The organism is Amycolatopsis lexingtonensis, from assembly GCF_014873755.1.
Lineage (GTDB): Bacteria > Actinomycetota > Actinomycetes > Mycobacteriales > Pseudonocardiaceae > Amycolatopsis > Amycolatopsis lexingtonensis.
Window position 1 is genome coordinate 6,135,363 of the sequence record NZ_JADBEG010000001.1, and the last position, 23,441, is coordinate 6,158,803.

Here is a 23,441-nt window from a genome sequence, read left to right on the forward strand (position 1 = left end):
TCTACAGCCGTATACCTCTTGGGAAGGTGCTCCATGGATCTCGAATTGGCCGGCAAGCGGGCTCTGGTGACCGGCTCCAGCGCGGGCCTCGGCGAGGCGATCGCCCGGCTGCTGGCGGCCGAAGGCGCTTCGGTGGTGGTGCACGGCCGGAACGCGGCCCGCACCGAGAAGGTCGCCGCGGAGATCGGCGCGGCCGGGGTGGCCATCGGCGATTTGTCGACCGACGAGGGCGCCGACGCGGTGGCGGAGGCGGCCGGTGACGTCGACGTCCTGGTCAACAACGCCGGCGCCTACGACCACCTCTCCTGGACCGACGCGACGCCGGACGCCTGGAGCGCGATGTACCAGGCGAACGTCGTCTCCGCGGTCCGGATGGTCCACCGGTTCGTGCCGGGCATGCGCTCGCGCGGCTGGGGCCGGGTGGTCCAGATCGGCGGTGGCCTGGCGATCCAGCCGATGGCGACGCAGCCGCACTACACCGCGACGCTCGCCGCGCGGCACAACCTCGCGGTGTCGCTGGCCCGGGAGCTCGCCGGGACCGGCGTGACGTCGAACGTCGTCTCCCCCGGCGCGATCCTGGTGGACTCGGTGCGCGAGCTGCTCACCGGCATCGCCCCGGACCACGGCTGGGGCACCGAGTGGGCGGACATCGAACGCGCTGCGGCCCGCGACCTGGTGCCCAACGACGTCGGCCGGCTGGGCCGCCCCGAGGAGATCGCGGCCGCGGTCGGCTACCTGGTGAGCCCGGCGGCGGACTACGTCAGCGGCGCGACGATCCGCGTCGACGGCGGCACCGTCCGGTCAGTCCACTAGTCACAGCAGCCCGGCCTGGTGCAGTTTCAGCACCGCGCCGGCCAGGCCGGGTGCGGCGCCGATCAGCAGGATTCGCAACACGCGCGCCGCCCGATCGGCGCGTCGGTGGTCGCGGTCGACCACGGCCACCACCACGACGAGGGAAAGCAACAGCAGCACGTATCCGGCTACCGCCTGGATGAGCCAGTCCCGCATCGCGCCCCTTTCACACCTGGAATCAGGTGGGGCACTACCTTCCGAGCCCGCTTCCTTCCTACCGGCAAAGCACTGCTCGGCCTATGCGTCCGACGCATAAGCCAAGGGCAGAACGCCGGAATTCATGCGTCGCGGGTGTGGAACCTAGAGCCGCCCGCCGGAAGCTGTGTCGCCGGAGAGGCGCTGGGCCAGGTACACCGGGACCGTCGAGGCCACGATCAGCACCGCCGCGACGACGTTGACGATCGGGGCCTGGTTGGGGCGGAACAGGTTGTTGTAGATCCAGATCGGCAGCGTCTCCATGCCCGTGCCCAGCGTGAACGTCGTCACGATGATCTCGTCGAACGACAGCGCGAACGCCAGCAGCCCGCCGGCCAGCAGGGCCGAGCGCAGCATCGGGAACGTCACCAGGCGGAACGTCGTGAAGCCCGTCGCGCCGAGGTCCATCGACGCTTCCTCGAGGTTGCCACCCATCCGGCGCAGCCGCGCGACGACGTTGTTGAACACCACCACGATGCAGAACGTCGCGTGCGCGACGATCGCCGTCAGCAGGCCGAGGTCGATGCCCAGGATGGTGCGGAACGCGTTGTTCAGCGCGATGCCCGTGACGATGCCGGGCAGCGCGATCGGCAGGATGATCAGCAGCGACACCGGGTTGCGGCCGAAGAACCGGTAGCGCTGCAGCGCGAACGCGGCCATCGTGCCGAGCACCAGCGCGATCGCCGTCGCGGCCAGGCCGGCCTCGACGCTCGTCCACAGCGCGTGCAGCGCGCCGTCGTTCGAGGCGGCCCGGCTCCACCACTCCAGCGTGAAGCGGGTCGGCGGGAAGCCGAACGTCGTGTCCGCGTTGAAGGAGTTGAGCAGCACCACCACCAGCGGGAAGTAGATCACCGCCAGGCCGAGGCCCAGCGCGGTCCACAGCAGTGCCCGAGACGTCCGCACCGAGGGCTCCTAGAGGTTGTCGAGCGCGCCGGTGCGGCGCACCGCGGCCAGGTACACGAGCATGATCACGACCGGCACGGTCGCCACCGTCGCCGCGAACGGGAGGTTGTTGGCCGCGCCGATGTTGTCGTAGACGACGTTGCCGAGCATCTGCGACGTGCCGCCGACGATCTTCACCGCGATGTAGTCGCCCAGCGACAGCGAGAACGTGAAGATCGAGCCGGCCACGATCGCCGGGAACGTCAGCGGCAGGATCACCGAGCGGAACGTCCGGAACGAGCGGGCCCCGAGGTCGCCGGAGGCGTCCACCAGGGAATCTGGCAGCCGGTCGAGGCCCGCGTAGATCGGCAGGATCATGTACGGCAGCCACAGGTACGACAAGGTGATGATCGTGGCCGTGACGCCGTAACCCGGCGAAAGCCAGCTCAGGGCGCCGTTGCCGGACAGCATCGAGCGCCACGCGTACGCCTTCACAAGGTAGCTCGCCCACAGCGGCGTCATCACCGCGATCACCAGGATCCGTTGCGCCCGCGGCGAAGCGAGCTTGGCCATCGCGTACGCCATCGGGAACGCGATGACGGCGTCGATCACCGTGACCAGCGCCGCGATCCCGACCGTGCGGAAGGTGATCGTGCGGTACACCGCGTCGGTGAACAGCGTCGTGAAGTTGTCCAGCGACCACTCGATGACGACCTGGCCGGTGAACGCGTCGGTGTGCCAGAACGCCGTGACGAACAGCGCGGCGAGCGCGCCCAGGTAGGCCAGGCCGAGCCAGAGCAGCGGCGCCGAGAGCAGGAAGCCCAAGCGCAACTTGGGCTTCCGGTAGAAGAAGGCGGAAACGGCGGTCATGTCAGCCCTTGATCTCGGTCCAGGCCTTCGTCCACTCGCCGTAGTCCTTGCACTTGACGTCCGTGCGGCCGTCGAGGCACTGCTGGATCGGCGTGGTCCAGTACGCGATCTTCGCCGCGTACCCGGCGTCGTTGGCGTGGTAGGTGTCGCAGAGCGTCTTGTCGGTCATCTCCGCGCACGCCTTCGGGTTCGCCGGCGCTTCGCCGAAGTACTCGGCGACCTGGGCGTTGACCTTCGGGCTGACGATGTAGTCGAGCCACTTGTACGCGCACGTCTTGTGCTGCGACTTCGCCGCGACCATCCAGGTGTCCGACCACCCGGTCGCGCCCTCGCTCGGCACGGCCGACTCCAGCGGCGCGCCTTCGCCCTTCGTCAGGTTGACCGTGACCTGCCAGGCGGTACCGACGACGGCGTCGCCGTTCTTCAGCGCCTGCGACTCCTTGAGGTAGTCCGACCAGTACTCGCTCACCAGCGGCCGCTGCTGCTTGAGCAGGTTCACCGCGGCGGTGAACTGCTTGTCGTCGAGGGCGTACGGGTTCTTGATCCCCAGGTCCGGCTGGTGTGCCTGCAGGTACAGCGCGGCGTCGGCGATGTAGATCGGCGAGTCGTAGGCGATCACCTTGCCCTTGTAGGGCGAGTTCGCGTCGAACATGACCGACCACGACGTCGGCGCCGGGGTCACCTTGTCGGTGCGCCAGGTCAGCAGGTTCGCGCCCCAGCCGTGCGGGATGCCGTAGGAGACGCCGCCGACGCTGTTCCACGACTTGTCCTTGAGGAACGGCTGGACGTCGGCGTAGTTCGGGACGAGCGCGGTGTTCACCGGCTCGGCGTCGCCGGACGCCACCAGCCGCAGCGACGCGTCGCCCGAGGCGGAGACGACGTCGTACTGCCCGGTCTTCATCAGCGTCACGGCTTCGTCGGACGTGCCGAACGGCTTGACGTTCACCTTGCAGCCGGTCTGCTGCTCGAACGGCGTAACCCAGTTGACCTTCGGGTCGTTCGAGCCGTTCTCCGCGTAGCCCGGCCAGGCGAGCACGTTCAGCTGGCCTTCCGGCTGCCCGAGCGCCTTGAGCGCCTCCAGCTTCGGCGGGGTGAAGCCCTGCGCGCCGGGCGGCGCGGACGAACTCGTGCCCGACGTGCCACATGCAGCCAACAGCAGGCTGGCGCCGAGGATCCCGGCAAGCCGCGTCTTCCTGTTCTTCATGGCAACCCTTCTGGAACTACTGGACTTGGAAGCTGTGTTCGTCGCGCCAGCTGAGCCGGACGCGCCCGTCGCCGAACCCGGCGGTGCCGTCGGTGTTCTGCCGGACGACCGAGAGCTGTCCCCCGGCGTCCAGCGCGACGGCGTACCGCACGGTCGCGCCGGCGTACACGACGTCGGTGACCGTGCCGGTCGCGCTGGTGTCCCCCACCGCGGCGGGCTCGGACAGCTCGCCGTCGATGCGGATCTTCTCCGGCCGGATGCTGAACAGACCCGGCCGGCCGATGACGGTCTCGGCGCCGCGCCCGCCGAGCAGGTTCGACGTCCCGACGAAGCCGGCCACGAACGCGCTGGCGGGGCGCTCGTACACCTCTTCGGGCGGCCCGACCTGCTCGATCCTCCCGTCGTTGAACACCGCGATGCGGTCGCTCATGGTGAGGGCTTCGTCCTGGTCGTGGGTGACGAAGACGAACGTGATGCCGACGTCCCGCTGGATCTGTTTCAGCTCGAGCTGCATCGCTTGGCGCAGCTTGAGGTCGAGCGCGCCGAGGGGTTCGTCGAGCAGCAGCACCTTGGGCCGGTTGACCAGCGCGCGGGCGAGCGCGACGCGCTGGCGCTGCCCGCCGGAGAGCTGCGCGGGCTTGCGCGAGCCGTAGTCCGCCAGCCGCACGGTCTTCAGCGCTTCGAGCGCGCGCTCCCGGCGTTGCGGCTTCGGGACGCGCTTGACCTTCAGGCCGTACTCGACGTTCTGCTGCACCGTCATGTGCGGAAACAGGGCGTAGTCCTGGAACACCGTGTTGACGTCCCGCTCGAACGGCGCCAGCCGGCTGACGTCCCGGCCTTCGAGCTCGATCGTGCCCTCGGTGGGCAGCTCGAAGCCGGCGATCATGCGCAGCACCGTCGTCTTGCCGGAGCCGGACGGGCCGAGCATGGAGAAGAACTCGCCGGGCGGGATGTCGAGGTCGACGCCGTCGACCGCGTGGACGTCGCCGAAGTGCTTGCGCAGCCCGGAAAGCCGGATCGCCGGGCGCGTGCTCTCGGGCGCCGCGGGCTCTTCCCGCGTGCCGGACGGTGCTTGGTTGGGCATCGCGAGCCTCACAGTGCGCTCATCACGTGCTTGACGCGGGTGTAGTCCTCGAGGCCGTAGAGCGAGAGGTCCTTGCCGTAGCCGGACTTCTTGAACCCGCCGTGCGGCATCTCGGCGACCAGGGGGATGTGCGTGTTGATCCAGACGCAGCCAAAGTCGAGCTTCGCCGACACGCGCATGGCGCGCTGGTGGTCGCGGGTCCAGACCGACGACGCCAGGCCGTACTGCACGGCGTTCGCCGCTTTCAGCGCTTCGGCTTCGTCCGTGAAACGCTGGACGGTGATGACCGGGCCGAAGATCTCGTTCCGGCTGATCTCGTCGTCCTGGCGGACGCCGGAAACCACGGTGGCTTCGTAGAAGTAGCCCTCGTCTCCGGCGCGGTGGCCGCCACAGTGGACGGTCGCGTGATCCGGGAGCCGGTCGATGAACCCGGACACCTTCTCCAGCTGCGCGGCGTTGTTGAGCGGGCCGAAGGCGACGTCTTCGTCGTCGGGCTTGCCGGTCTTCGCCGCCTGCGCCTGGCGGGTGAGTGCGGCGACGAAGCTGTCGTGGACGTCGTCGGCGACCAGGACGCGGGTGGCGGCGGTGCAGTCCTGGCCGGCGTTGAAGTAGCCCGCGACCGCGATGGCTTCGGCGGCGGCTTCGAGGTCGGCGTCGCCGAAGACGATGACCGGCGCCTTGCCGCCCAGCTCGAGATGTACGCGCTTGACGTCGTTCGCGGCACTGCGAGCCACCTCGATCCCGGCGCGGACCGAGCCGGTGATCGACACCATCGCCGGGATGTCGTGCTCGACCAGCGCGCGGCCGGTGTCGCGATCGCCGCAGACGACGTTGAACACGCCCGGCGGCAGGAACTCGCCGGCGATCTCGGCCAGCAGCAGCGTCGACGCCGGGGTGGTATCGGACGGCTTGAGCACGATCGTGTTGCCGGCGGCGAGCGCGGGCGCGATCTTCCAGATGGCCATCAGCAGCGGGTAGTTCCACGGCGTGACCTGGGCACACACGCCGACGGGCTCGCGGCGGACGAAGGACGTGTGGCCCTCCATGTACTCACCGGCCGACCGGCCTTCGAGCACGCGCGCGGCTCCGGCGAAGAAGCGGACCTGGTCAAGGACCATGGGGATTTCCTCGGCCGTGGTCAGCGCGATCGGCTTGCCGGTGTTCGCGGACTCGACGCGGACGATCTCGTCGGCGCGGGCTTCGAGCGCGTCGGCGATCTTGAGCAGCGCGAGCTGGCGCTGGGCGGGGGTCGTCGCGCGCCAGGTCTCGAACGCGGCCGCGGCGACCTGCAGCGCGTTGTCGACGTCTTCGGGTCCGGCGATCGGCGCGGTGCAGTAGGGCCGCCCGGTGACCGGGTCGACGATCTCCGCGGTCCGGCCCGACTTGGACTCGACGTAGGCGCCGCCGACGTAGTGCTTCAGCTCCTGCACGGTGTCTCCTCGGTGCTGGCGGGAGCTAAAACATATGAGTTCATATGTAATAGGACAAGAGGATCAGGCAAGATTGGTGCGAACGGGTACTCCCGACAGCGAAGGGTCACGATGCGCCAGGGCATGTCGCACAGCGCGCGGTCCGCCATGTTCGCGCCGCTCGGCCAGGTCGGGCGGGCGGAAGCGGTGGCGGCGCGGCTGGTCGACGCCATCACGCTGGGTTTCCTGGCCGACGAGGAGCAGCTGCCCAGCGAGGCCGACCTGGCCGCGCAGTTCGGCGTCTCGACCGTGACGGTCCGGGAAGCGCTCGTGGCGTTGCGCCAGCAGGGGCTCGTCGAGACGCGCCGGGGCCGTAGCGGCGGCAGCTTCGTCCGTGCGCCGGCCGACCCGCCGTCGGACGCGTGGCGCGCGCGGCTGCGCGAGGTGTCGCTGTCCGACCTTCGCGACGTCGGCGACCACTACCTCGCGATCGCCGGTGCCGCCGCCAAGCTGGCCGCCGAGCGCAGCTCCCCCGAGGACATCGCCCGGCTGCGGCTGGCGACCGACGACCTCCGCACGGCCCACGGCATCGACTTCACCCGGGCGGAGCGGCAGTTCCACCTGGAGGTCGCGGCGGCCGCGCAGTCCCCGCGGCTCACGCACGAGGAGGTCCACCTGCAGAGCGAACTCGGCGGCCTGCTGTGGCTGCCGCTGGAGCCCGGGGCACACTCCTGCGAAGAGCACGCGGCCATCACCGCCGCGATCGACGCGGCCGACGGCGAACTGGCCCGCAAGCTCACCGAGGAACACCTCCTCGGCGCGCTCGACCGGCTCGCGGACGTGCACCTCAGCCTGCTCGCCCCGTAAACTCCGCCCTATTCCGCGCATCCGAGGTGAGCACCGTGAACGACACCCGCACGCTGACACGCGACGAGGTCGTCGAGCAGGTCTCGGCGTTGGTCGAAGGGGTCTTCGAACGCCTGAAGCCCCTGCTGGCGGCGGCCGAGTCGGTGCTGGCGGAGTCCCCGTCGGCGGCGGCGCTGCACCGGATCCGCCCGCAGGTCACCGAGGCACTGGGCGGGCTCATCGTCGGCGCGGGCTTCGTCAGCGCGCCCCGCGTGCTCACCGATTCCGAGTTCGGTTTCGAGTGGTGGACGGTTGGTTCACCGCCGTCCCAGCTGTTCATCAGCCTGGACCCGGGGAGCGAGAACTTCCTCGACTACACGCGCCAGTCGTGGTTCACGGTCCCGCGCGACACCGGGCGGCGGCACATCAACGGCCCGTACGTCGATTACCTGTGCACCGACGAGTACACGCTGACGTTCACGATCCCGGTGTTCCTCTCGGGCGCCTTCGCGGGCGTGGTCGGGGCGGACGTGTACGTGCGCGAGTTCGAGCGGGCGGTGCGGCCCCGGCTGCGCGCGCTGGGGCGCGGGGCGGCGTTGCTGAACGCGCAGGGGCGGGTGATCGTGTCGAACAGCGTCCGGCAGCCGACGGGCTCGCTGGTGCGGGAGGCCGACGTCCCGGCGTGGTGGTCGGCGGGCGCGGAACCCGGGCCCGGCCTGCGGCGCTGCGGCGACTCGCCGATCGTGCTGGTCACCGGCTAGGGGCCACAGCGCCCCAATGTGGCGTTGGTTGCGTCCAACGCACCCAATGTGGCGTTCGGTGCGTCTGACGCACCGAACGCCACATTGGGGCGCTTGGGGCTAGGCATGCAGCGCCACCCACAGTTCCGCGCGGACGCCGGGTGCGTCGAGGTCCCGGCCGAGCAGTTCCTCCGCCTTCTTGATCCGGTTCCGCAGCGTGTGGCGGTGGACGCCGAGCCTCGCCGCCGCGGTGTCCCAGTGGCCGTGGTGTTCCAGCCAGCAGCGCAGCGAATCCACGAGGTCGCCGCGGCCCGTCTCGTCGTGGGCGCGCAGCGGGGTCAGCACCCCGCGCGCAAACGCTTGCGCCACCGCGGGCTCGATCAGCGAGAGCAGGCCGCGGCCGGTGTGCTCCGCCGCCGACACCAGGAGCTTGCCCTCCGCCGCCGCCACCCCGGCCGCCAGCTCCGCCTGCTCCAGGCCGGCCGCGAAGTCCGCCGGGGACACCGGACCGGCCAGCCCGCCGTGCAGGCCGCCGATCCGCAGCGCCGCGTCCGTCACGGCGTCGGCCGGGCCGACCGCGACCACCGACGAACCCCGGCGCGCCGCGAAGACCGGCTCGTTCTCCAGCGCGCCGAGCAGCTTGCGCCGCGCGGCGGGCGCGCCCGTGAACGCCAGCACCGGCCACGGCGCGGCCAGCACCTCGGCCCCGGAAGCGGTCAGGACCCGCAGCGCCAGGTCGGCCTGGCCGCCGGCGAGCAGCTCCAGCACTCCCGTGCGCAACGCCTGGCGCGCCGCGGCCTGCGCGCGATCCTGTTCCAGGGCCAGGGAAAGCACCGACACCGCCGTGTTGACGATGTGGTGCGCCGCGGTGTCGAGCGACGCGCCGACCGCGAGCACCCGGCGCGCGCTCGTGTCGAGCGTCTGCAGCACGACTTCCTGCCCGTCGAGCACGACGACCCGCGTGCCGGTGCGAAGGCGCTCCAGCTCCTCACGCAGCGAAGCGCCGTACGCCCGCGCGCTCGCCGGCGCGGATTCGACGACCGTGGTGCGTTCGAAGAGCAGCACCCAGCCGTCGACGAGTTTCGCCAGCTTGCGCAGCACCCCCGGCGGCCCGCCCTTGCCGACCGCCGTGCGGGTCAGCTCCTGCTGGGCGCGCCCGATCCGGACCGTCGCCGCGTACTCGTCGGCCGCCACCGCCCGCGAAACCGCGCGCGTGATCGCGATGAACGGCGTTTCGCGGGGCACTTCCAGCACCGGGAGCCCCACTTCGGCCGCCGTCGACACGAGCGACCGCGGCACGCTGTCGTGGCTCAGCCCGACGCCGAAGCCGAGCCCGGCGGCCCCCGCGGCCACCAGCCGGCGCACGTAGGCCGGCGACGTCTCTTCGTCCAGGGCCAGGCCGGTGGTCAGCAGCAGCTCGCCGCCTTCGAGGAACGCCTGCGGGTCCGTCAGCTCGGTCGGGTGCACCCACCCGACCGGCCGGTCCAGGACGTCCTCGCCGGTCAGCACCCGCAGCCCGAGCGGGCGGTCGGCGGCCAGCGCGGCCAGCGTCAGTGCCATAACGGCCAATTCTACGCTGCGATTTGTGCAGAACGGCCACCTGACGACCGTCCGGTAACCACTCATCCTGAGGACGTCCCCCGACTTCCAGGAGCACGCCGTGACCGCAAGCACCACCGCCGAGCCGCAGGCCCCGGCGCCCCGGCAGCGCACGCTGCGCACCGAGATCCCCGGCCCCGTCTCGCGCGAGCTGCAGGAGCGCCGCGCGAACGCCGTCGCCGCCGGGGTCAGCTCGGTGCTGCCCGTCTACGTCACCTCCGCCAGCGGCGGGCTGCTCACCGACGCCGACGGCAACGTCCTGATCGACTTCGGCTCCGGCATCGCGGTGACCAACGTCGGGCACTCGGCGCCCGCGGTCGTCGACCGCGTCCGCAAGCAGGCGTGCTGGTTCACCCACACCTGTTTCATGGTCACGCCGTACGAGGGCTACGTCGAGGTCTGCGAGGCACTAGCGGAGCTGACGCCGGGCGACCACGCGAAGAAGTCCGTGCTGTTCAACTCCGGCGCCGAAGCCGTCGAGAACGCCGTGAAGATCGCGCGCACGGCGACCGGGCGCCAGGCCGTCGTCGTGTTCGACCACGCCTACCACGGCCGCACCAACCTGACGATGGGCATGACCGCGAAGTCCGTGCCCTACAAGCACGGGTTCGGCCCGTTCGCGCCCGAGGTCTATCGCGTGCCGGGCTCGTACCCGTACCGCGACGGCCTGCCCGGCCCCGAGGCGGCCGCGCTGGCCATCGACCGGATCGAGAAGCAGATCGGCGGCGACCAGGTGGCCGCCGTCGTCCTCGAGCCGATCCAGGGCGAAGGCGGGTTCATCGAGCCCGCGCGCGGCTTCCTGCCCGCGATTTCCGCGTGGTGCCGCGAAAACGGCGTCGTGTTCGTCGCCGACGAGGTCCAGACCGGCTTCTGCCGCACCGGTTCCTGGTTCGCCTCCACCGACGAGGACGTGGTGCCCGACCTGATCGCGACGGCCAAGGGCATCGCGGGCGGCCTGCCGCTGTCCGCCGTCACCGGCCGCGCGGAACTGCTCGACGCCGTCGGCCCGGGCGGTCTCGGCGGCACGTACGGCGGCAACCCGATCGCCTGCGCCGCCGCGCTCGGCTCGATCGAGACGATGAAGGCGGAAAACCTGGCGGAGTCGGCGAAGCGCATCGAAGGCGTCGTGCTGCCGCGGCTGCGCGCGCTGGCTTCGGAAACCGGTGTGATCGGCGACGTCCGCGGGCGCGGCGCGATGCTGGCCGCGGAGTTCGTGAAGCCTGGTTCTTCGGAGCCGGACGCCGACCTCACCAAGCGCGTCGCGGCGGCCTGCCACCGGGCGGGCGTGGTGGTGCTGACCTGCGGCACCTACGGCAACGTCGTCCGCCTGCTGCCGCCGCTGTCCCTGTCCAACGACCTGCTCGACGAGGGCCTCTCGGTCCTCGAGCACGCTGTCCGTACGGAGGCTCTCGCATGACTTTCCCCTTCTGGGTCGCCGGAAAGCCGGTGACCGGCGGCGCGACCGCGGCCGTCCGGCACTCCTTCGACGGCTCTTCCGCGGGCTCGCACTTCGTGCCTTCACCCTCCGACGTCGAGGCCGCGGTGCAGGCCGCGCACGACGTCGCCGACGAGTTCGCGACGCTGCCCGCGCACGTCCGCGCCGGCGCGCTGGACCACGTGTCCCGCGCGCTGGGCGAGCGGTCCGAGGAGATCGCGCAGCTCATCACGGCCGAGTCGGGCAAGCCGCTGAAGTGGGCGCGCGGCGAGGTCGGCCGCGCGGTCTCGACGTTCCGCTGGGCGGCCGAGGAAGCCCGCCGGTTCTCGGGCGAGCTGCAGCGTCTCGACACCGACCCCGGCGGCACCGGACGGCTCGCGCTGGTCCGGCGCGTGCCCCGTGGGCCGGTGCTGGGCATCACGCCGTTCAACTTCCCGCTCAACCTGGTGGCGCACAAGGTGGCCCCGGCGATCGCGGTGGGCGCGCCGATCGTGCTCAAGCCCGCGCCCGCGACGCCGCTGACGGCGTTGCTGCTGGGCGAAATCCTGGCCGAGACGGACCTGCCGGCGGGCTCTTGGTCGATCCTGCCGGTGGACAACGAGACGTCGTCGCGGCTGGTCGAGGACCCGCGGCTGCCGGTGGTGTCGTTCACCGGCTCGGTCCCGGTCGGCTGGGCCATCCGCGACCGCGTCCCGCGCAAGCACGTGGCGCTGGAACTCGGCGGCAACGGCGCGGTCCTCGTCTGTCCCGATTGGACGGACCTCGACTTCGCGGCACAGCGGATCGCCACCTTCGCGATGTACCAGGCCGGCCAGTCGTGCATCTCGGTGCAGCGGGTCTACGCGCACACCGACGTCTTCGACGCGCTGGTCGAGAAGGTGCTCGAGCAGGTCAAGGCGCTGCGGACCGGCGACCCGCGGGCCGACGGCGTCGACGTCGGTCCGTTGATCAACGAGGACGCGGCTTCGCGCGTCTCATCCTGGATCTCTTCGGCGGTGTCTTCGGGCGCCCGGCTGCTGACCGGCGGCGGGCACTCGGGTGCCACCGTGGAGCCGACGGTGCTGGCGGACGTCCCCGAGGACGCGTCGGTGATGGCCGAGGAGGTGTTCGGGCCGGTGGTTTCGCTGGTCCGGGTGGCTTCGGTCGCCGAGGGCGTTTCGCGCATCAACGCTTCACGCTTCGGCTTGCAGGCCGGTGTGTTCACGCGCGACCTCCCGACGGCGTTCGAGGTGTCGGCGGCGTTGAAGGTGGGCGGCGTGCTCGTCGGCGACGTGCCGAGCTTCCGCGCGGACCAGATGCCGTATGGCGGCGTGAAGGACTCCGGCGTCGGCCGCGAAGGCCCCGCGTCGGCGATGGCGGACTTCACCGAGGAGCGCGTGACCGTCCTGACCGGACTGACGCTCTGAGCTACCGGCGCTTTCCCCAGCGCTCGTCAGCGGGCTCTTCGCCGCGCCGCAGCGCTTCGAGGTAGGCGCGATCGGTGGCGAAGCGGGCGGCGACGTGCTCGGCGGCTTTGCCCAGCAGTTCGAGCGCGGCTTCGTAGGCCTCCTGCTGCCCGGTGCGGCGGGGGTCGAGGAGCGGGATCAGGACGTCGGAGAGCATGTCGCCGGCGAGCAGGACTGCGGCGTGCCCGACGGCGCACACCTCGTGCTCGACGACCTCGCCGGGCACGGGCCCGCCGTCCGCCGGCAGCGGGGTGAGGAGCCCGATCAGCTCGAGCGGCACGCCGGTCGCGGTCTCGGCCGCCATGGCCTGCGCTCGTTCCCGGACTTCTCCGCCAACCTTCGCGCAGGCGGCGGTGGCGTAGCGCGGAACGTCGCCGAAGCGGGAGTGCCAGACCAGGTGATCCCAGAGCGGGTGTGTGCAGAAACCGGCGATGACAGGGACGCCGCGGTGAGCGAGGGCGTCCAGTCAGGCGCCTTCGATGCCGAGATCGACCAGGATCAGGCCGTCGCCGGTGCGGATCACGGTGGTGTTGCTCCGGACCCATGTGCTCTGCCTCGGACGCAATCACTTGCTCCCGGAGCCGGAAGCGGCTACCAAGCAGAGGTGAGACCGCTGATCCTGCTCGACGTCGACGGCCCGCTGAGCCCGTGGGCCGCGGCGCGCCACGCGAAGCCCGCCGGTTACCTCGAGCACCGGCTGCGGATCTCCCGCTGGAGCCGCAAGCGGCTGCGGATCTGGCTCAACCCCGCCCACGGCCCCGCGCTACTCGCGCTGGCCGGTGCCGCGAACGCCGAACTGGCCTGGGCGACCAGCTGGGAACACCGGGCGAACCGCCAGGTGGGCCCGGCGATCGGGCTGCCGCCGCTGCCGGTGGTCGAGTTCGCCGGGCCGCAGCCGTCGTGGAAGTTCGGGCCGGTGGCCCGGTTCGCCGCGGGCCGGCCGCTGGCCTGGTTCGACGACGACTTCGACCTGTTCCCGGCCGCCCGGGAGGCGTTCCTCGACCGGCGCGCCGGCCTGTCCACCGAGCTGATCCCGGTCGACGCGCACACCGGCCTGACGGGCGAGTACTTCGACCGCCTCGAGGCCTGGCTGCGGGCTTAGCCGTCTCCCAGCGCTTCGGTCAGCGCGGCGTGCGCCTCCACGAGCGAAGGTCCGTACCACGTCAGGTGCCGCCCCGAGACCAGGACGTACCGCGCGTCCGGGAAGTGGTCCGGGCCGTCCTCCGCGGTGAACAGGTACGGCTCGTCCGGGAGCACCAGCAGGTCCGCGTCCGCGCGCAGGTGTGCCCGCAGTTCCTCGACGTCCGGCCGCGGGTAGCGCTCGCCGGAACCCGCGTAGACGTTCGCCACGCCGACGCGGCGCAGGACGTCGCCGCCGAAAGTGTCGCGGCCCAGGACGATCCACGGTTTGCGCCAGACCGGGACCACCGCGTGGAAACGCACCGGCCGGGTCTCGCGCCACAGCTCCTCCGCCGAGACCAGCCAGTCCGGTTCTTCCAGCTCGAAGGCCTGGGTGAGGATCCGGCGCAGCGAGCCCAGCGCGGCCGGCACGGACGCCGACGCGGCCATCACCCAGACCGGGATCCCGTTGGCGCGCAGGCGTTCCACGTCCTCCTGGCGGTTCTCCTCCGAGTTGGCCAGCACGAGGTCCGGCGCGAGGTCCAGGACCCGGTCGAGCTTCGGGTACTTCGACCCGCCCACCCGCGGGACGTCCAAAGTGGACGGGTGCGTGCAGTAGTCGGTGGCGCCGGCGAGGCGGCCGGGCGCGCTCACCTCGACCGCTTCGGTCACCGACGGCACGAGCGAAACCACGCGTGAGGCCGGGCCTTCGAGCGGCACCGGCTCCCCGAGGTCGTCGACGAGGTGGGTCATGCGCGTTCGAACGACACCTTCCGCTGCTCGACGTCCACCGCGGTCAGCCGGACGCCGATCCGCTCCCCCGCGGTGAGCTTCTCCCCCGCGCACTTCGCCATCACCGTCGGGTCTTCGACGAGGATCTCCGCCTTGTTCTCGTCCGCGCGCAGCACCACCGCGCTGAACTCGCCGCCGACGTGCTCGGCCAGCACCCACGCCTCGACCTGGTCGATGCACGCCCGCTCGACCTTCGCGGCGAGGGTGTCCGACGCGCTCATCCGCTCCGGCACGTCCGCCAGCGCCGCGCGCACCCACGCGGGCACCTCGCGGCCCGCCGAAACGGCGAGGCAGATCTCCGTGGCGAACCGGTCCACCAGCCGCCGGATCGGCGCCGTGACGTGCGCGTACGCGCCGCCGATGCCCGCGTGCGTGGTGAGCGCCGGCAGTTCGCCGTCGAACGCCGTGTAGCCCGCGCCGCGCAGCAGCCGTGTGGTGTCGGCGTAGAGCGCCATCGAGGCCGGCTGCCCGGGGTCGAGCGCGGACAGGAACTCGGAAACGGTCGCTTCCGGCGCCCAGGCGATGCCCAGCGCTTCGGCCGACCGGCGCAGCCAGTCCACGGCCTCGGGTTCCGGGTCGGGCAGCGTGCGCAGGACGCCGACCCGCGCGTCGATCATGATCTGCGCCGCCGCCATCCCGGTGAGCAGCGAGATCTCGGCGTTCCATGCGTCGACGACCGTTCGCGGCCGGCGCGCGAGCACCCAGCCGCCGTCCGGGTTGCCGCTGATCTCCTGCTCCGGCAGCTGCAGCTCGACCGCGCCGCGGCGCACGGCCAGTTCGCGCCGCCGCCGGCCGAGCTCGGGCAGCGCCGCCACCGACGGGTGCGGGTTCCCGGCGTCGAGCGCGGCCTGCACCGTCTCGTAGTCGAACTGCTCGGTGGACCGGACCAGCGCGCGGCGCACCCGGGTGGACGTCGGCTCGCCGGCTTCGTCGGTCTCGATGGTCCAGAGCACCGCGGGCCGGACCTCGCCGGGCAGCAGGCTCGCGGCGCCTTCGGAGAGCACCGGCGGGTGCAGCGGGACGTTCCCGTCGGGCAGGTAGAGCGTCTGCCCGCGCATGCGCGATTCGCGGTCGAGCGCGCCGCCGGGCGGGACGAACGCGGCGAGGTCGGCGATCGCGTAGTGCACGCGGAAGCCGTGCGCGGTCTTCTCGACGACCATCGCCTGGTCGAGGTCCTTGGACCCGGGCGGATCGATGGTGACGAACGGCAGCCCGGTCGCGTCCTCGCGAGGCTCGGCCAGCGGGTCGAGCACCGCCGCCTCCGCTTCGGCCAGCACGTCGGGCCCGAACGACTCCGGCAGCGAAAACTCGGCGCGCAGGGGGCCGAAGTCCCCGCCCGCCGAGTGTGTCCTGATCACCAGGGGAGGCACCCCCCAACCCTAACCCCGGAAGGGGCCGATGATCGCCCGATCGGGCGCGGGCCGGTCGGGTGTACGTTGGGTCCGGCAATAATGAAAACCGTCTTCGTTTCCAGAAAGGTGCCCGACCGTGAAGATCGCGTTCGTCGGCAAGGGCGGCAGCGGCAAGACCACGCTCTCGTCGCTGTTCGTCGCGTACCTCGCCGACGCCGGCCTGCCGGTGCTGGCGATCGACGCCGACATCAACCAGCACCTGGCCGTGGCGCTCGGCGCGACCGAGGAAGAAGCGCTGGCCTGGCCGACGCTCGGCGACAACATGGCCCTGATCAAGGACTACCTGCGCGGCGACAACCCGCGCATCCCCGACGCGGCGTCGATGATCAAGACGACCCCACCGGGCCGCGGCTCCCGCCTGGTCCGGCCGTTCGAGGACAACCCGGTCTTCTCGACGTGCTTCCGCCAGCTGGGCGGCGTGCGGCTCGGCGTCACCGGCCAGTTCGACGAGGACGACCTGGGCGTCAAGTGCTACCACTCGAAGGTGGGAGCCGCGGAGCTGCTGCTCAACCACCTGGTGGACGTGGACGGCGAGTACGTCGTGATGGACATGACGGCGGGCGCGGACGCGTTCGCTTCGGGCCTGTTCACGCGGTTCGACGTGACGTTCCTGGTGTGCGAGCCGACGGTGCGCAGCGTCGGCGTGTACCGCCAGTACGCGGACTACGCCCGCGACTTCGGCGTCCGCCTCGTGGTGGTGGGCAACAAGGTGACGGACGCGGAGGACGTCGAGTTCCTGCAGGACCAGGTCGGCGACGCACTGCTGGGCTGGCTGTCGGCGTCCCGCCACGTCCGCGCGGCGGAGCGCGGCACGGCCCGCCCGATCAGCGAGCTGGAGCCCCGCAACCTCGCGACGCTGCGTTCGATGCAGGCGACGGTGGACGCGGAGCAGCGCGACTGGGCCCGCTACCAGCGCCAGGCGGTGGAGTTCCACCTGCGCAACGCCCACGCCTGGGCAGGCGCGGACCTGGCCGCGCAGGTGGACCCCGAGTTCGTCCTGGGCCCGCAGCTGCCGGTCTAGTCGTCGTCGGCGGCGTCGGCCTGCCGGGTCCGTTCCCTCGCGATGTCGAGCGCCCGCCGTGCGGTGGCCTCGTCCGGGTAGGGCCCGAGCAGGTCGACGCTGCGGCTGCGTTCGAGGTGCTCGACCTGGTTGGTGCGGGTGTTGTAGTACCACCCCTGGTCCGGGTTCGGATCTTTGGACATGTCCCTAGCGTGGCAGGTGCTCGGCCGGCTGTCAGCGCTTGTACTTGTAGGGGATCTCGGTGGGTTGACCGGTGGGCCCGAAGTCCTGGGGTTCTTCCTGCTGTTCGGGGTGTTCGTCGAACCAGCCGCGGGGGGTGCCTCGGGGTGGGGTTTCGGGTTCTTGGCGTGTTGTGGGCTGGGGTAGTGGGGTGTCCTTGCCGGGGAAGATCGGACGCGCGCCGGCGGGCGGGACGGGCGGCAGGGTGCCGGGGCCGGGGAAGACCGGGCGCGCGGGGGCGGCGTGGCGGGCCGGGAACGGCTGGGGGGTGGACTCCGGGCCGGGGAAGACCGGCTTGGGGCGGGGGGTTTGGGCCGGGGCCGGTGGTTGAGGCGGGGCTGGGAGCGGCCCTTGCTGGGTGGGTTGCGGCGGGGTTGGTCCGGGGAACGGGCCTTGCTGGCCGGGTTGCGCTGGGGCTGATCCGGGGAACGGGCCCTGCTGAGTGGGTTGCGCGGGAGTCGATGCAGGGAGCGGCCCCTGCTGGGCGGGTTGCGCCGGAGTCGATGCAGGGAGCGGGCCTTGCGGTGTGGTCGGGGCGGCTGGGCCCTGTGCGGCCGCGGGGCTGAGCCCCTCGCCCTGCGATGAAACCGGGGCGGAGCCAGGCTGCTCCTGCGAAGTGGCGTGCGCAGGAGCCGGAACCGCCCCATGCAACGGCCCCTGCGGGGCCGCCAGGTTCGAGTCAGCCCGTCCTTGCGCGCCCGCAGGGCTAAACCTCTCGTCCTGCGACGAAACCGGGACGGGACCGGGCACTGGCGGGGCAACCGGGCTCGAGTCAGTCGGTCCTTGCGCAGCAGGACCGTGCGATGGAGCCGGGGCGGGGTCGGAGGGTGTTCCTTGTGCGTGCACCGGACTGTCCGCGGCAACCGGCCCCGGAGACGTTCCAGGCAGCCGGGCGCTCTCAGGAAGCGGCTCCTGTGCGGCAGCCGGAGTGGACTCGGGAGCCAGCCCCTCTCCGTGCGCGGGAATCTGTTCCTGCGTAGCGGCCGGGCTTTCGAGGTGCGCACCCGGAACCTGGCCTGGGGTGGATGCTGTGACTGAACCGTCGGGTGCCTGCTCGCTCCCCGGCGACTCCGAATCGGCATCCGAGGTCGGTTCGGCGGCCTGCGCCTGCGCGGGACCGGACTCGCCAGCGGCCTCAACCTCAGCCGACGACCGTTCGGCGGCGGACTCATCGGCCCGCTCGAGTGCGGCGGGAGGTGCCCCCGGCGACGGGGGCTCCGGCTCAGCAGGCGGCTGCGGCGCGATTGGCAGCTCCGGCTGCACGCGCGCCACCTCCGGCCGCGGCTGCACAACACCGGCGGGCATGGTCGGCGGCCCGGCCTGGAAGTCGGGCGGGATCGGGTGGACCGGCTTGTCCACCGCCGCCGCGGGAGAGTCCTCCGCAGCAGGGGCGGGCTGGGGCTCAGCTGGGCGCGCGGGCGATGCCGCGACCTCGGGACGGGCAGCAACCTCGGGCGACTCCGCCCGAGCCAGCGGCGCAGCCACCTCAGGACGCTCAGTTCGAACCGGCGGCACAGCAACCTCAGGACGAACGGCAGCCTCAGACGACTCCGTCCGGACGGGCGGCACGGCGACCTCGGGACGGACAGCAGCCTCACGCGACTCCGCCCGATCTGGCGGCGCAGCAACCTCAGGACGAGCAGCAGCCTCAGGCCGCTCCACCCGAACCGACCCAGCCTCAGGCGACTCCGCCTGAACCGACCGCGCATCCGCGGCAGCGTCCGGCCTCTCCGCCGGGACCGCCCGAGCCTCCGCGTCCGCCCAGACCGGCCCACCCTCTGCGTCGCTCCGAACCGGCCGCGCCTCCGCCGCAGGCGGCCCGGCAGCCGCCGCCCCACCAGCCACCGGCGGTGCCGCATGCCGAGCCGACGACGGCTCCGAGCCGCCCTCCTCCGGACGTCCCCAAGGCACCTGCTGCTCCGGCGTCCCCGGCACCGAAGGCGCCGGAGGCGGATGGGGCACCGTCCGCCACACCGGCGCCGGCCCGATGTTCATCGGGGCCGGCGCCCCGGGCGCCGGACGCGCCCCAGGTGGCGGCGGAGCCGGACGAGCCGCCGGCTTCGGAATCGGGTCCAGGGACGACACCAGCACCGTAGTGTTCAGCGGGTCCTCGACCTTCCGGCCGCTCCGCTCGCGATAAACCATCTCCCCGTCGGCGTCCATCTCCACCAGGTAGCCCGCCTCCGCGAGCTGCTCCTCGTCGAGGTCCGCCAGCTTCTCGTACCGCGAAGGCACCACCCGGTAGATCGGCCACGCCAGCCGCGCGTGCTCCGCGTGGAACTGGGCCAGCAGCGCCGCCATCTGGTGCTGCCACGGAAGGGACATGCCCTCCGCCAACGACCTCGGCAGCACAACGTAGCCCGCGTCCACGCCGGGGTAGCCCTGGCTCAGCTGGTCGGCGAGGGGCGTGCTGGACACGGGGCGCGCCGACTGCCGGGGTGGCTGGGGCGCGCCGAACAGCGACGCCGGGTCCCGAGGCTCGCCGCCGCCGGACTTGCCTCGCTTGCCGAATTTACGTCCCACGTGCTCATCCTCTGCCAGTACGCGGCCGCCTGCTCGTGGAAAGCGCCGCGACGTCGGGTGAATCGGCCGATTCGTGTCAAGGCCCTCTGCGACCCATGCTAAACGCCGGGGCGGACCGCCTGCGGAACGACTTCCGCCTCGTCGAACTTGAACGGCCGCGTGTGCACGGGCACGCCGGTCTGCTGGGCTTCGACGACCTTGCCGTCGCCCAGGTACATCATCACGTGGTGGATGCTGTTCGGGTCCGACGGATCGGTGGCCAGGAAGATCAGGTCGCCCGGCTGTGCCTCGCGGACCGGCAGCAACGCGCCGGCGTGGTACTGGTCGCGGGACACGCGCGGCAGGATGATCCCGGCCGACTCGTACGCGCGGAGCATCAGCCCCGAACAGTCGTACGAGTTCGGGCCCGTGGCGCCCCACACGTAGGGCTTACCCTGCTCGCCGAGCGCGAAACTGATCGCCTTCGCCGCGGCCTGGCTCGGCGGCAGCAGCTGGCCCAGCCCGGTGCCGCAGGCGACGACGTCGACGACCTGGCCGACGTTCTCCACCAGCGTCGCCGCCATCGGCTCCCACTTGTGGTAGCGGTCCGGGAAGCCCGACCGCTCGACCGCCTGCGCCGCGTCGCCCGGGCGCTTGTTCTCCCAGTCCGGCACCGCGAGCAGGACGTCGTAGAACTTGTTGACCTGGTACGTCGGGTCGGTGACCTGCGCGACCGTGCCCCAGCCCATCGACGGGCGCATCTGGAAGATGCCGAGCGAGTCGCGGTCGCCGTAGGTGAGGTTGTGCAGCCCGGACTCGGTCATCCCGGCCTGGATCGCGACCTGCCACGCGCGCGGCGCCAGCGAGCGCTGCTTGCCGATCGAGATGATGACCGCGACGAGCCCGCGCTGCTCGTCGTCGAGCTTGGACGCGTCGACCGTGCCGCGCTCGCCCTGGCCGGGCTGGGTCGGCCCGACCGAGGCGTCGCAGCTCATCAGCGACATGCCCCCCGCCTGGGCCTGCTGGTTGTCGATGACGACCTTCGCGGCGACCGCGGTCACGGCCAGTGCGCCGATCGCGACGAACACGATCAGCCCCAGCCACAACCCCAGGCGCCGCACGTTCAGCTCGCCTGGTCGTAGTCGGCGACGCGCCAGCCGGCGTTGGTGCTGATGACCGTGATCGCGAGCTTGGGCCCGTCGGTCGGGATGGTCAGCTGCACGGAGTTCGGGTAGGACGTGCCGACGACCGGGTCACCGGTCACCTTCGTCGCCGGGATATTCGCCGGGTCCACCGTGCCCATCACCGGCAGGTACTCCTCGGTGGTGAACGGCTTCAGCTGCGCGAGCCACTGGTCGGACGTCATGCCCGCCGGGTGGTTCACCCAGGCCGCGGCCCACTCCTTGGCGACGCGGATGGCGTCGGCGTTCGGCGGGGCCGGGGTCGGGGTGGCCAGCGGCGTGGAGAGCCGTGTCGGCAGGTTCGACGTCGGCACCGGCGCGGCGGCGCCCGGCGCGGTCTTGGTGACCGACGTCGTGGTCCCGGTCGTGGGCGACGCCTTGGCCTGCGGCTTGCCGACGACCTTGGGCAGCACGATGCCGAGCGCGGTGACGAGGATCGCGAGGAACACGAGCGCGCCGAGGAGGTGGCGCGGCGAGCGCAGCGGCCAGCCCCACAGGCGCCGGTAGACCGCGGCGCGGCCGCGGTTGGTGCGGATCGGCATCGGTCACCGCCCCATGACTTGGTCGGTGTCCCGCGGTTCTTCGCGGACCTCGATGCCCCGCGAAGGCCGGTACAGCACGAAGACGGGCTTGCCGGCGACGACTTCCGGGTCGACGCGACGCGGCTGGGCGCGCACCCCCGGCGCCCGGGGCGCGTCCTGCGCCGGGTAGTCGCTGAACCCGGACTCGGGTGCGCGCAGGTCGGACGGCACGACGACGGGCTCGGGCTCGTCGTTCCACCGCCGGTCGGCCACCGGCGAGGTGTCGACGCGCCGGCTCTCCTCCCTGGTGGTCGGCCGCCCGTTGGCGCCGACGACGACGTAGTCGCCCGGGTCGCCGTTGGCGGGGTTGTACTGGCCGAACACCGGCGAGCCGGGACGGCCGCCCGCGGGCAGCGCGCCCGCGGATCCGCCGCCTCCGACAGCACCCGGCCAGGCCCCCGACCAGGCCGCGGCCGGGCGGGCCGCGCCCGAAGCGTTGTCGAGCCGCTGGGCGTTGGCGAAGATCGTGGCCTCCGGCCGGAACCGCCCACCCCCGGCGGTCGCCCCGAGCGGCCCGCGCTGCTCACCGTCGACGACGTCGTCGGTGTCGCGCACGTTCTGCCAGAACTCGTCCTGCGGCGTCGGGCCGTTGCGGTTGCGCTTGAAGCGGGAGAAGATCCCGCCCCCGGGCGACGGCACGGCGGCGCCGACCATGCTGACCGACATCTCGACCATCTGCCACAGCCGCCGCACCGGCCGCCCGACCATGAACAGCAGCACGGTGATCAGCCCGGCGAGCACCATCTGCGTGAGCATGTTCAGCGAGTTGCCGGCGTCGAAGATGGCCTGCAGCAGCAGGGCGTGCACGCCGGCGAGGACCGACAGCACGACGAGGTTGAACGCGACCCCGCCGGCGACCTTGAGCACGCGGCGCAGGATCTCCGGGTGCAGCAGGGCGATGAGCCCGATCAGCGGCGCGGTGAGCGCGAAGAGGCGGATCAGGACCTGGGCGAGCAGGACGCTTGCCTTGGCCAGGAGCTGGAAGAGGGAGTAGACGAGGGCCTGGCCGAGGGAGAGGAAGCCCGCGCCGGTGCGACCGCCGGCTTCGCCGGTGAAGTAGCCGGTCGCGGGGCCGAGCTTGGTGGAGATGTCCTTGTAGGCGTTCTTCTTGCCGTCGATGACGGCCTGGTTGCCGTCGTCCCCGTTCACGAGCTGGTTGCGCGTGAACGCCTGGGCGTCGAGCAGCGGCTTGCCGTACTGCTCGGCCTGCGGCGCCGTCGGCGTGCCGAACTCCCCGCGCAGCCAGTTGTTGTAGACGATCTGCGTGTGGAGCTGGGTCGGCAGGATGTCGCGGATGATCCGGTCACCGCTGTCGTCGACGAACCCGGCCTGGATGTTCGTGGTGGTCTGGACGATCGCTTTGTCGATCGGGTCGAAGTACCGCAGCATCGCGAGTGACGACGCGGCCAGCCACACCCCGGCCAGCGCGTAGAGCGCCCGTTTGCTGACCGCGGCCAGGTCACCCCGCCAGATGTTGCGGAAGAGCATGATCGACAGGATCAGCGCCACCAGGCCGAACAGCTGGGCGTAGATGTTGTTGTAGACCTTTTCGGCACCCGATTTCACGGCGTTGTAGATCGGGTTCAGCAGTCCGCCCTCGAGCACCGTGTAGTGCAGCGAGTTGGTCGCACCCACGATGTTCTTGCCCAGGTTGAACAGCTGGTTGCCACCCCAGGTGTCCAAAGTGGACCCGGGCGGGGTGAGGTTCAGCGCCGTGCAGTTGGTCTCGAAGGTGTTCCAGACCATGCCGGCGTAGCTGTAGTCGATGTAGGCGCTGTTCGGTTCGCCGTGGCCCTCGGGCGGGTCGATCGCGCCGACCATGCCGGCACCGGGGCGTTCCGGGTTCGGCGCCTCGCCGCAGGCCGCGGCGCTGGCCGCGGGGGCCGTGGCGATCGCTTGCAGGCCCAGGACCAGCATGACGGCGAACATCGTGGCCTTGCGGCTCGGCACGCGCCGGGCCGGCCCACCGGCCTTGATACGGCGCTTCAGCGCCCGCCACCCGGCGGCCAGCGCCAGCAGCACCGCCAACGTCAGCAGCGTGTTCATGCCGCAC

The 23,441-nt window shown here is 71.8% G+C and carries 21 protein-coding genes; 7 read left to right on the plus strand and 14 right to left on the minus strand.

Annotated features, from left to right (window positions below; genetic code table 11):
- Window positions 1-33: 33 nt before the first annotated feature.
- Window positions 34-813, plus strand: a complete 780-nt coding sequence (locus tag H4696_RS27610; RefSeq protein ID WP_086864629.1) for an SDR family NAD(P)-dependent oxidoreductase — start codon at window positions 34-36, stop codon at window positions 811-813.
- Here H4696_RS27610 and H4696_RS27615 read toward each other — a convergent pair whose 3' ends face one another.
- The 6 genes from H4696_RS27615 to H4696_RS27640 form a co-directional block, all read right to left on the minus strand.
- Complete coding sequence (locus tag H4696_RS27615; RefSeq protein ID WP_086864628.1) at window positions 814-1,008, minus strand: hypothetical protein; 195 nt, start codon at window positions 1,006-1,008, stop codon at window positions 814-816.
- A 144-nt stretch (window positions 1,009-1,152) separates the two neighbouring features.
- Complete coding sequence (locus tag H4696_RS27620; protein WP_086864627.1) at window positions 1,153-1,950, minus strand: ABC transporter permease; 798 nt, start codon at window positions 1,948-1,950, stop codon at window positions 1,153-1,155.
- A 9-nt stretch (window positions 1,951-1,959) separates the two neighbouring features.
- A complete protein-coding gene (locus tag H4696_RS27625) occupies window positions 1,960-2,799 on the minus strand; it encodes an ABC transporter permease (protein WP_086864626.1) in 840 nt (279 codons plus the stop codon).
- A 1-nt stretch (window position 2,800) separates the two neighbouring features.
- Window positions 2,801-4,003 carry an ABC transporter substrate-binding protein gene (locus tag H4696_RS27630; RefSeq protein WP_086864625.1) on the minus strand — a complete coding sequence of 401 codons (1,203 nt, stop codon included), beginning with the start codon at window positions 4,001-4,003 and terminating at the stop codon, window positions 2,801-2,803.
- A 16-nt stretch (window positions 4,004-4,019) separates the two neighbouring features.
- Window positions 4,020-5,087: an ABC transporter ATP-binding protein gene (locus H4696_RS27635; RefSeq protein ID WP_169735177.1), complete on the minus strand. Its 1,068-nt coding sequence runs from the start codon at window positions 5,085-5,087 to the stop codon at window positions 4,020-4,022.
- 8 nt (window positions 5,088-5,095) lie between these two features.
- Window positions 5,096-6,517: a gamma-aminobutyraldehyde dehydrogenase gene (locus H4696_RS27640; RefSeq protein WP_086864623.1), complete on the minus strand. Its 1,422-nt coding sequence runs from the start codon at window positions 6,515-6,517 to the stop codon at window positions 5,096-5,098.
- 111 nt (window positions 6,518-6,628) lie between these two features.
- Between H4696_RS27640 and H4696_RS27645 the strand changes: the two genes are divergently transcribed.
- Window positions 6,629-7,363, plus strand: a complete 735-nt coding sequence (locus H4696_RS27645) for a FadR/GntR family transcriptional regulator (protein WP_086864622.1) — start codon at window positions 6,629-6,631, stop codon at window positions 7,361-7,363.
- 35 nt (window positions 7,364-7,398) lie between these two features.
- Window positions 7,399-8,103 (plus strand): cache domain-containing protein, encoded by a 705-nt coding sequence (locus H4696_RS27650; RefSeq protein WP_086864621.1) that lies wholly within the window; start codon window positions 7,399-7,401, stop codon window positions 8,101-8,103.
- Between the two features lie 99 nt (window positions 8,104-8,202).
- Here the strand turns inward: H4696_RS27650 and H4696_RS27655 are convergent, their stop codons facing one another.
- On the minus strand, window positions 8,203-9,642 hold the full coding sequence (locus tag H4696_RS27655) for a PucR family transcriptional regulator (protein WP_086865197.1): 1,440 nt from the start codon (window positions 9,640-9,642) through the stop codon (window positions 8,203-8,205).
- Between the two features lie 100 nt (window positions 9,643-9,742).
- Here H4696_RS27655 and gabT point away from each other — a divergent pair, with 100 nt between their 5' ends.
- Complete coding sequence (gabT, locus tag H4696_RS27660) at window positions 9,743-11,098, plus strand: 4-aminobutyrate--2-oxoglutarate transaminase (RefSeq protein WP_086865196.1); 1,356 nt, start codon at window positions 9,743-9,745, stop codon at window positions 11,096-11,098.
- On the plus strand, window positions 11,095-12,522 hold the full coding sequence (locus tag H4696_RS27665; RefSeq protein WP_086865195.1) for an aldehyde dehydrogenase family protein: 1,428 nt from the start codon (window positions 11,095-11,097) through the stop codon (window positions 12,520-12,522). The genes gabT and H4696_RS27665 overlap by 4 nt, the downstream gene beginning before the upstream one ends.
- A gap of 1 nt (window position 12,523) precedes the next feature.
- Here the strand turns inward: H4696_RS27665 and H4696_RS50320 are convergent, their stop codons facing one another.
- The gene (locus tag H4696_RS50320) at window positions 12,524-12,865 is read right to left on the minus strand and encodes a hypothetical protein (RefSeq protein WP_225955821.1); all 342 of its coding nucleotides are present in this window, start codon (window positions 12,863-12,865) and stop codon (window positions 12,524-12,526) included.
- A 300-nt stretch (window positions 12,866-13,165) separates the two neighbouring features.
- Here H4696_RS50320 and H4696_RS27675 point away from each other — a divergent pair, with 300 nt between their 5' ends.
- A complete protein-coding gene (locus tag H4696_RS27675) occupies window positions 13,166-13,663 on the plus strand; it encodes a hypothetical protein (protein ID WP_086865194.1) in 498 nt (165 codons plus the stop codon).
- Here H4696_RS27675 and H4696_RS27680 read toward each other — a convergent pair.
- A complete protein-coding gene (locus H4696_RS27680) occupies window positions 13,660-14,433 on the minus strand; it encodes a helical backbone metal receptor (protein WP_086865193.1) in 774 nt (257 codons plus the stop codon). The two genes, H4696_RS27675 and H4696_RS27680, sit on opposite strands and share 4 nt — an antisense overlap.
- Window positions 14,430-15,830 carry an RNB domain-containing ribonuclease gene (locus H4696_RS27685; RefSeq protein ID WP_192783079.1) on the minus strand — a complete coding sequence of 467 codons (1,401 nt, stop codon included), beginning with the start codon at window positions 15,828-15,830 and terminating at the stop codon, window positions 14,430-14,432. The genes H4696_RS27680 and H4696_RS27685 overlap by 4 nt, the downstream gene beginning before the upstream one ends.
- Window positions 15,831-15,960: 130 nt before the next feature.
- Between H4696_RS27685 and H4696_RS27690 the strand changes: the two genes are divergently transcribed.
- On the plus strand, window positions 15,961-16,905 hold the full coding sequence (locus tag H4696_RS27690) for a nucleotide-binding protein (RefSeq protein WP_192782572.1): 945 nt from the start codon (window positions 15,961-15,963) through the stop codon (window positions 16,903-16,905).
- Here the strand turns inward: H4696_RS27690 and H4696_RS27695 are convergent.
- The 4 genes from H4696_RS27695 to H4696_RS27710 form a co-directional block, all read right to left on the minus strand.
- Window positions 16,902-17,087: a hypothetical protein gene (locus H4696_RS27695; protein ID WP_125306997.1), complete on the minus strand. Its 186-nt coding sequence runs from the start codon at window positions 17,085-17,087 to the stop codon at window positions 16,902-16,904. The two genes, H4696_RS27690 and H4696_RS27695, sit on opposite strands and share 4 nt — an antisense overlap.
- Window positions 17,088-19,745: 2,658 nt before the next feature.
- Window positions 19,746-20,747, minus strand: coding sequence for a C40 family peptidase (locus H4696_RS27700; protein ID WP_086859154.1), 1,002 nt, complete (start codon window positions 20,745-20,747; stop codon window positions 19,746-19,748).
- 2 nt (window positions 20,748-20,749) lie between these two features.
- Complete coding sequence (locus H4696_RS27705) at window positions 20,750-21,349, minus strand: hypothetical protein (protein WP_086859155.1); 600 nt, start codon at window positions 21,347-21,349, stop codon at window positions 20,750-20,752.
- Window positions 21,350-21,352: 3 nt separating this feature from the next.
- Window positions 21,353-23,434 (minus strand): hypothetical protein, encoded by a 2,082-nt coding sequence (locus H4696_RS27710; protein WP_086859156.1) that lies wholly within the window; start codon window positions 23,432-23,434, stop codon window positions 21,353-21,355.
- Window positions 23,435-23,441: the final 7 nt, after the last annotated feature.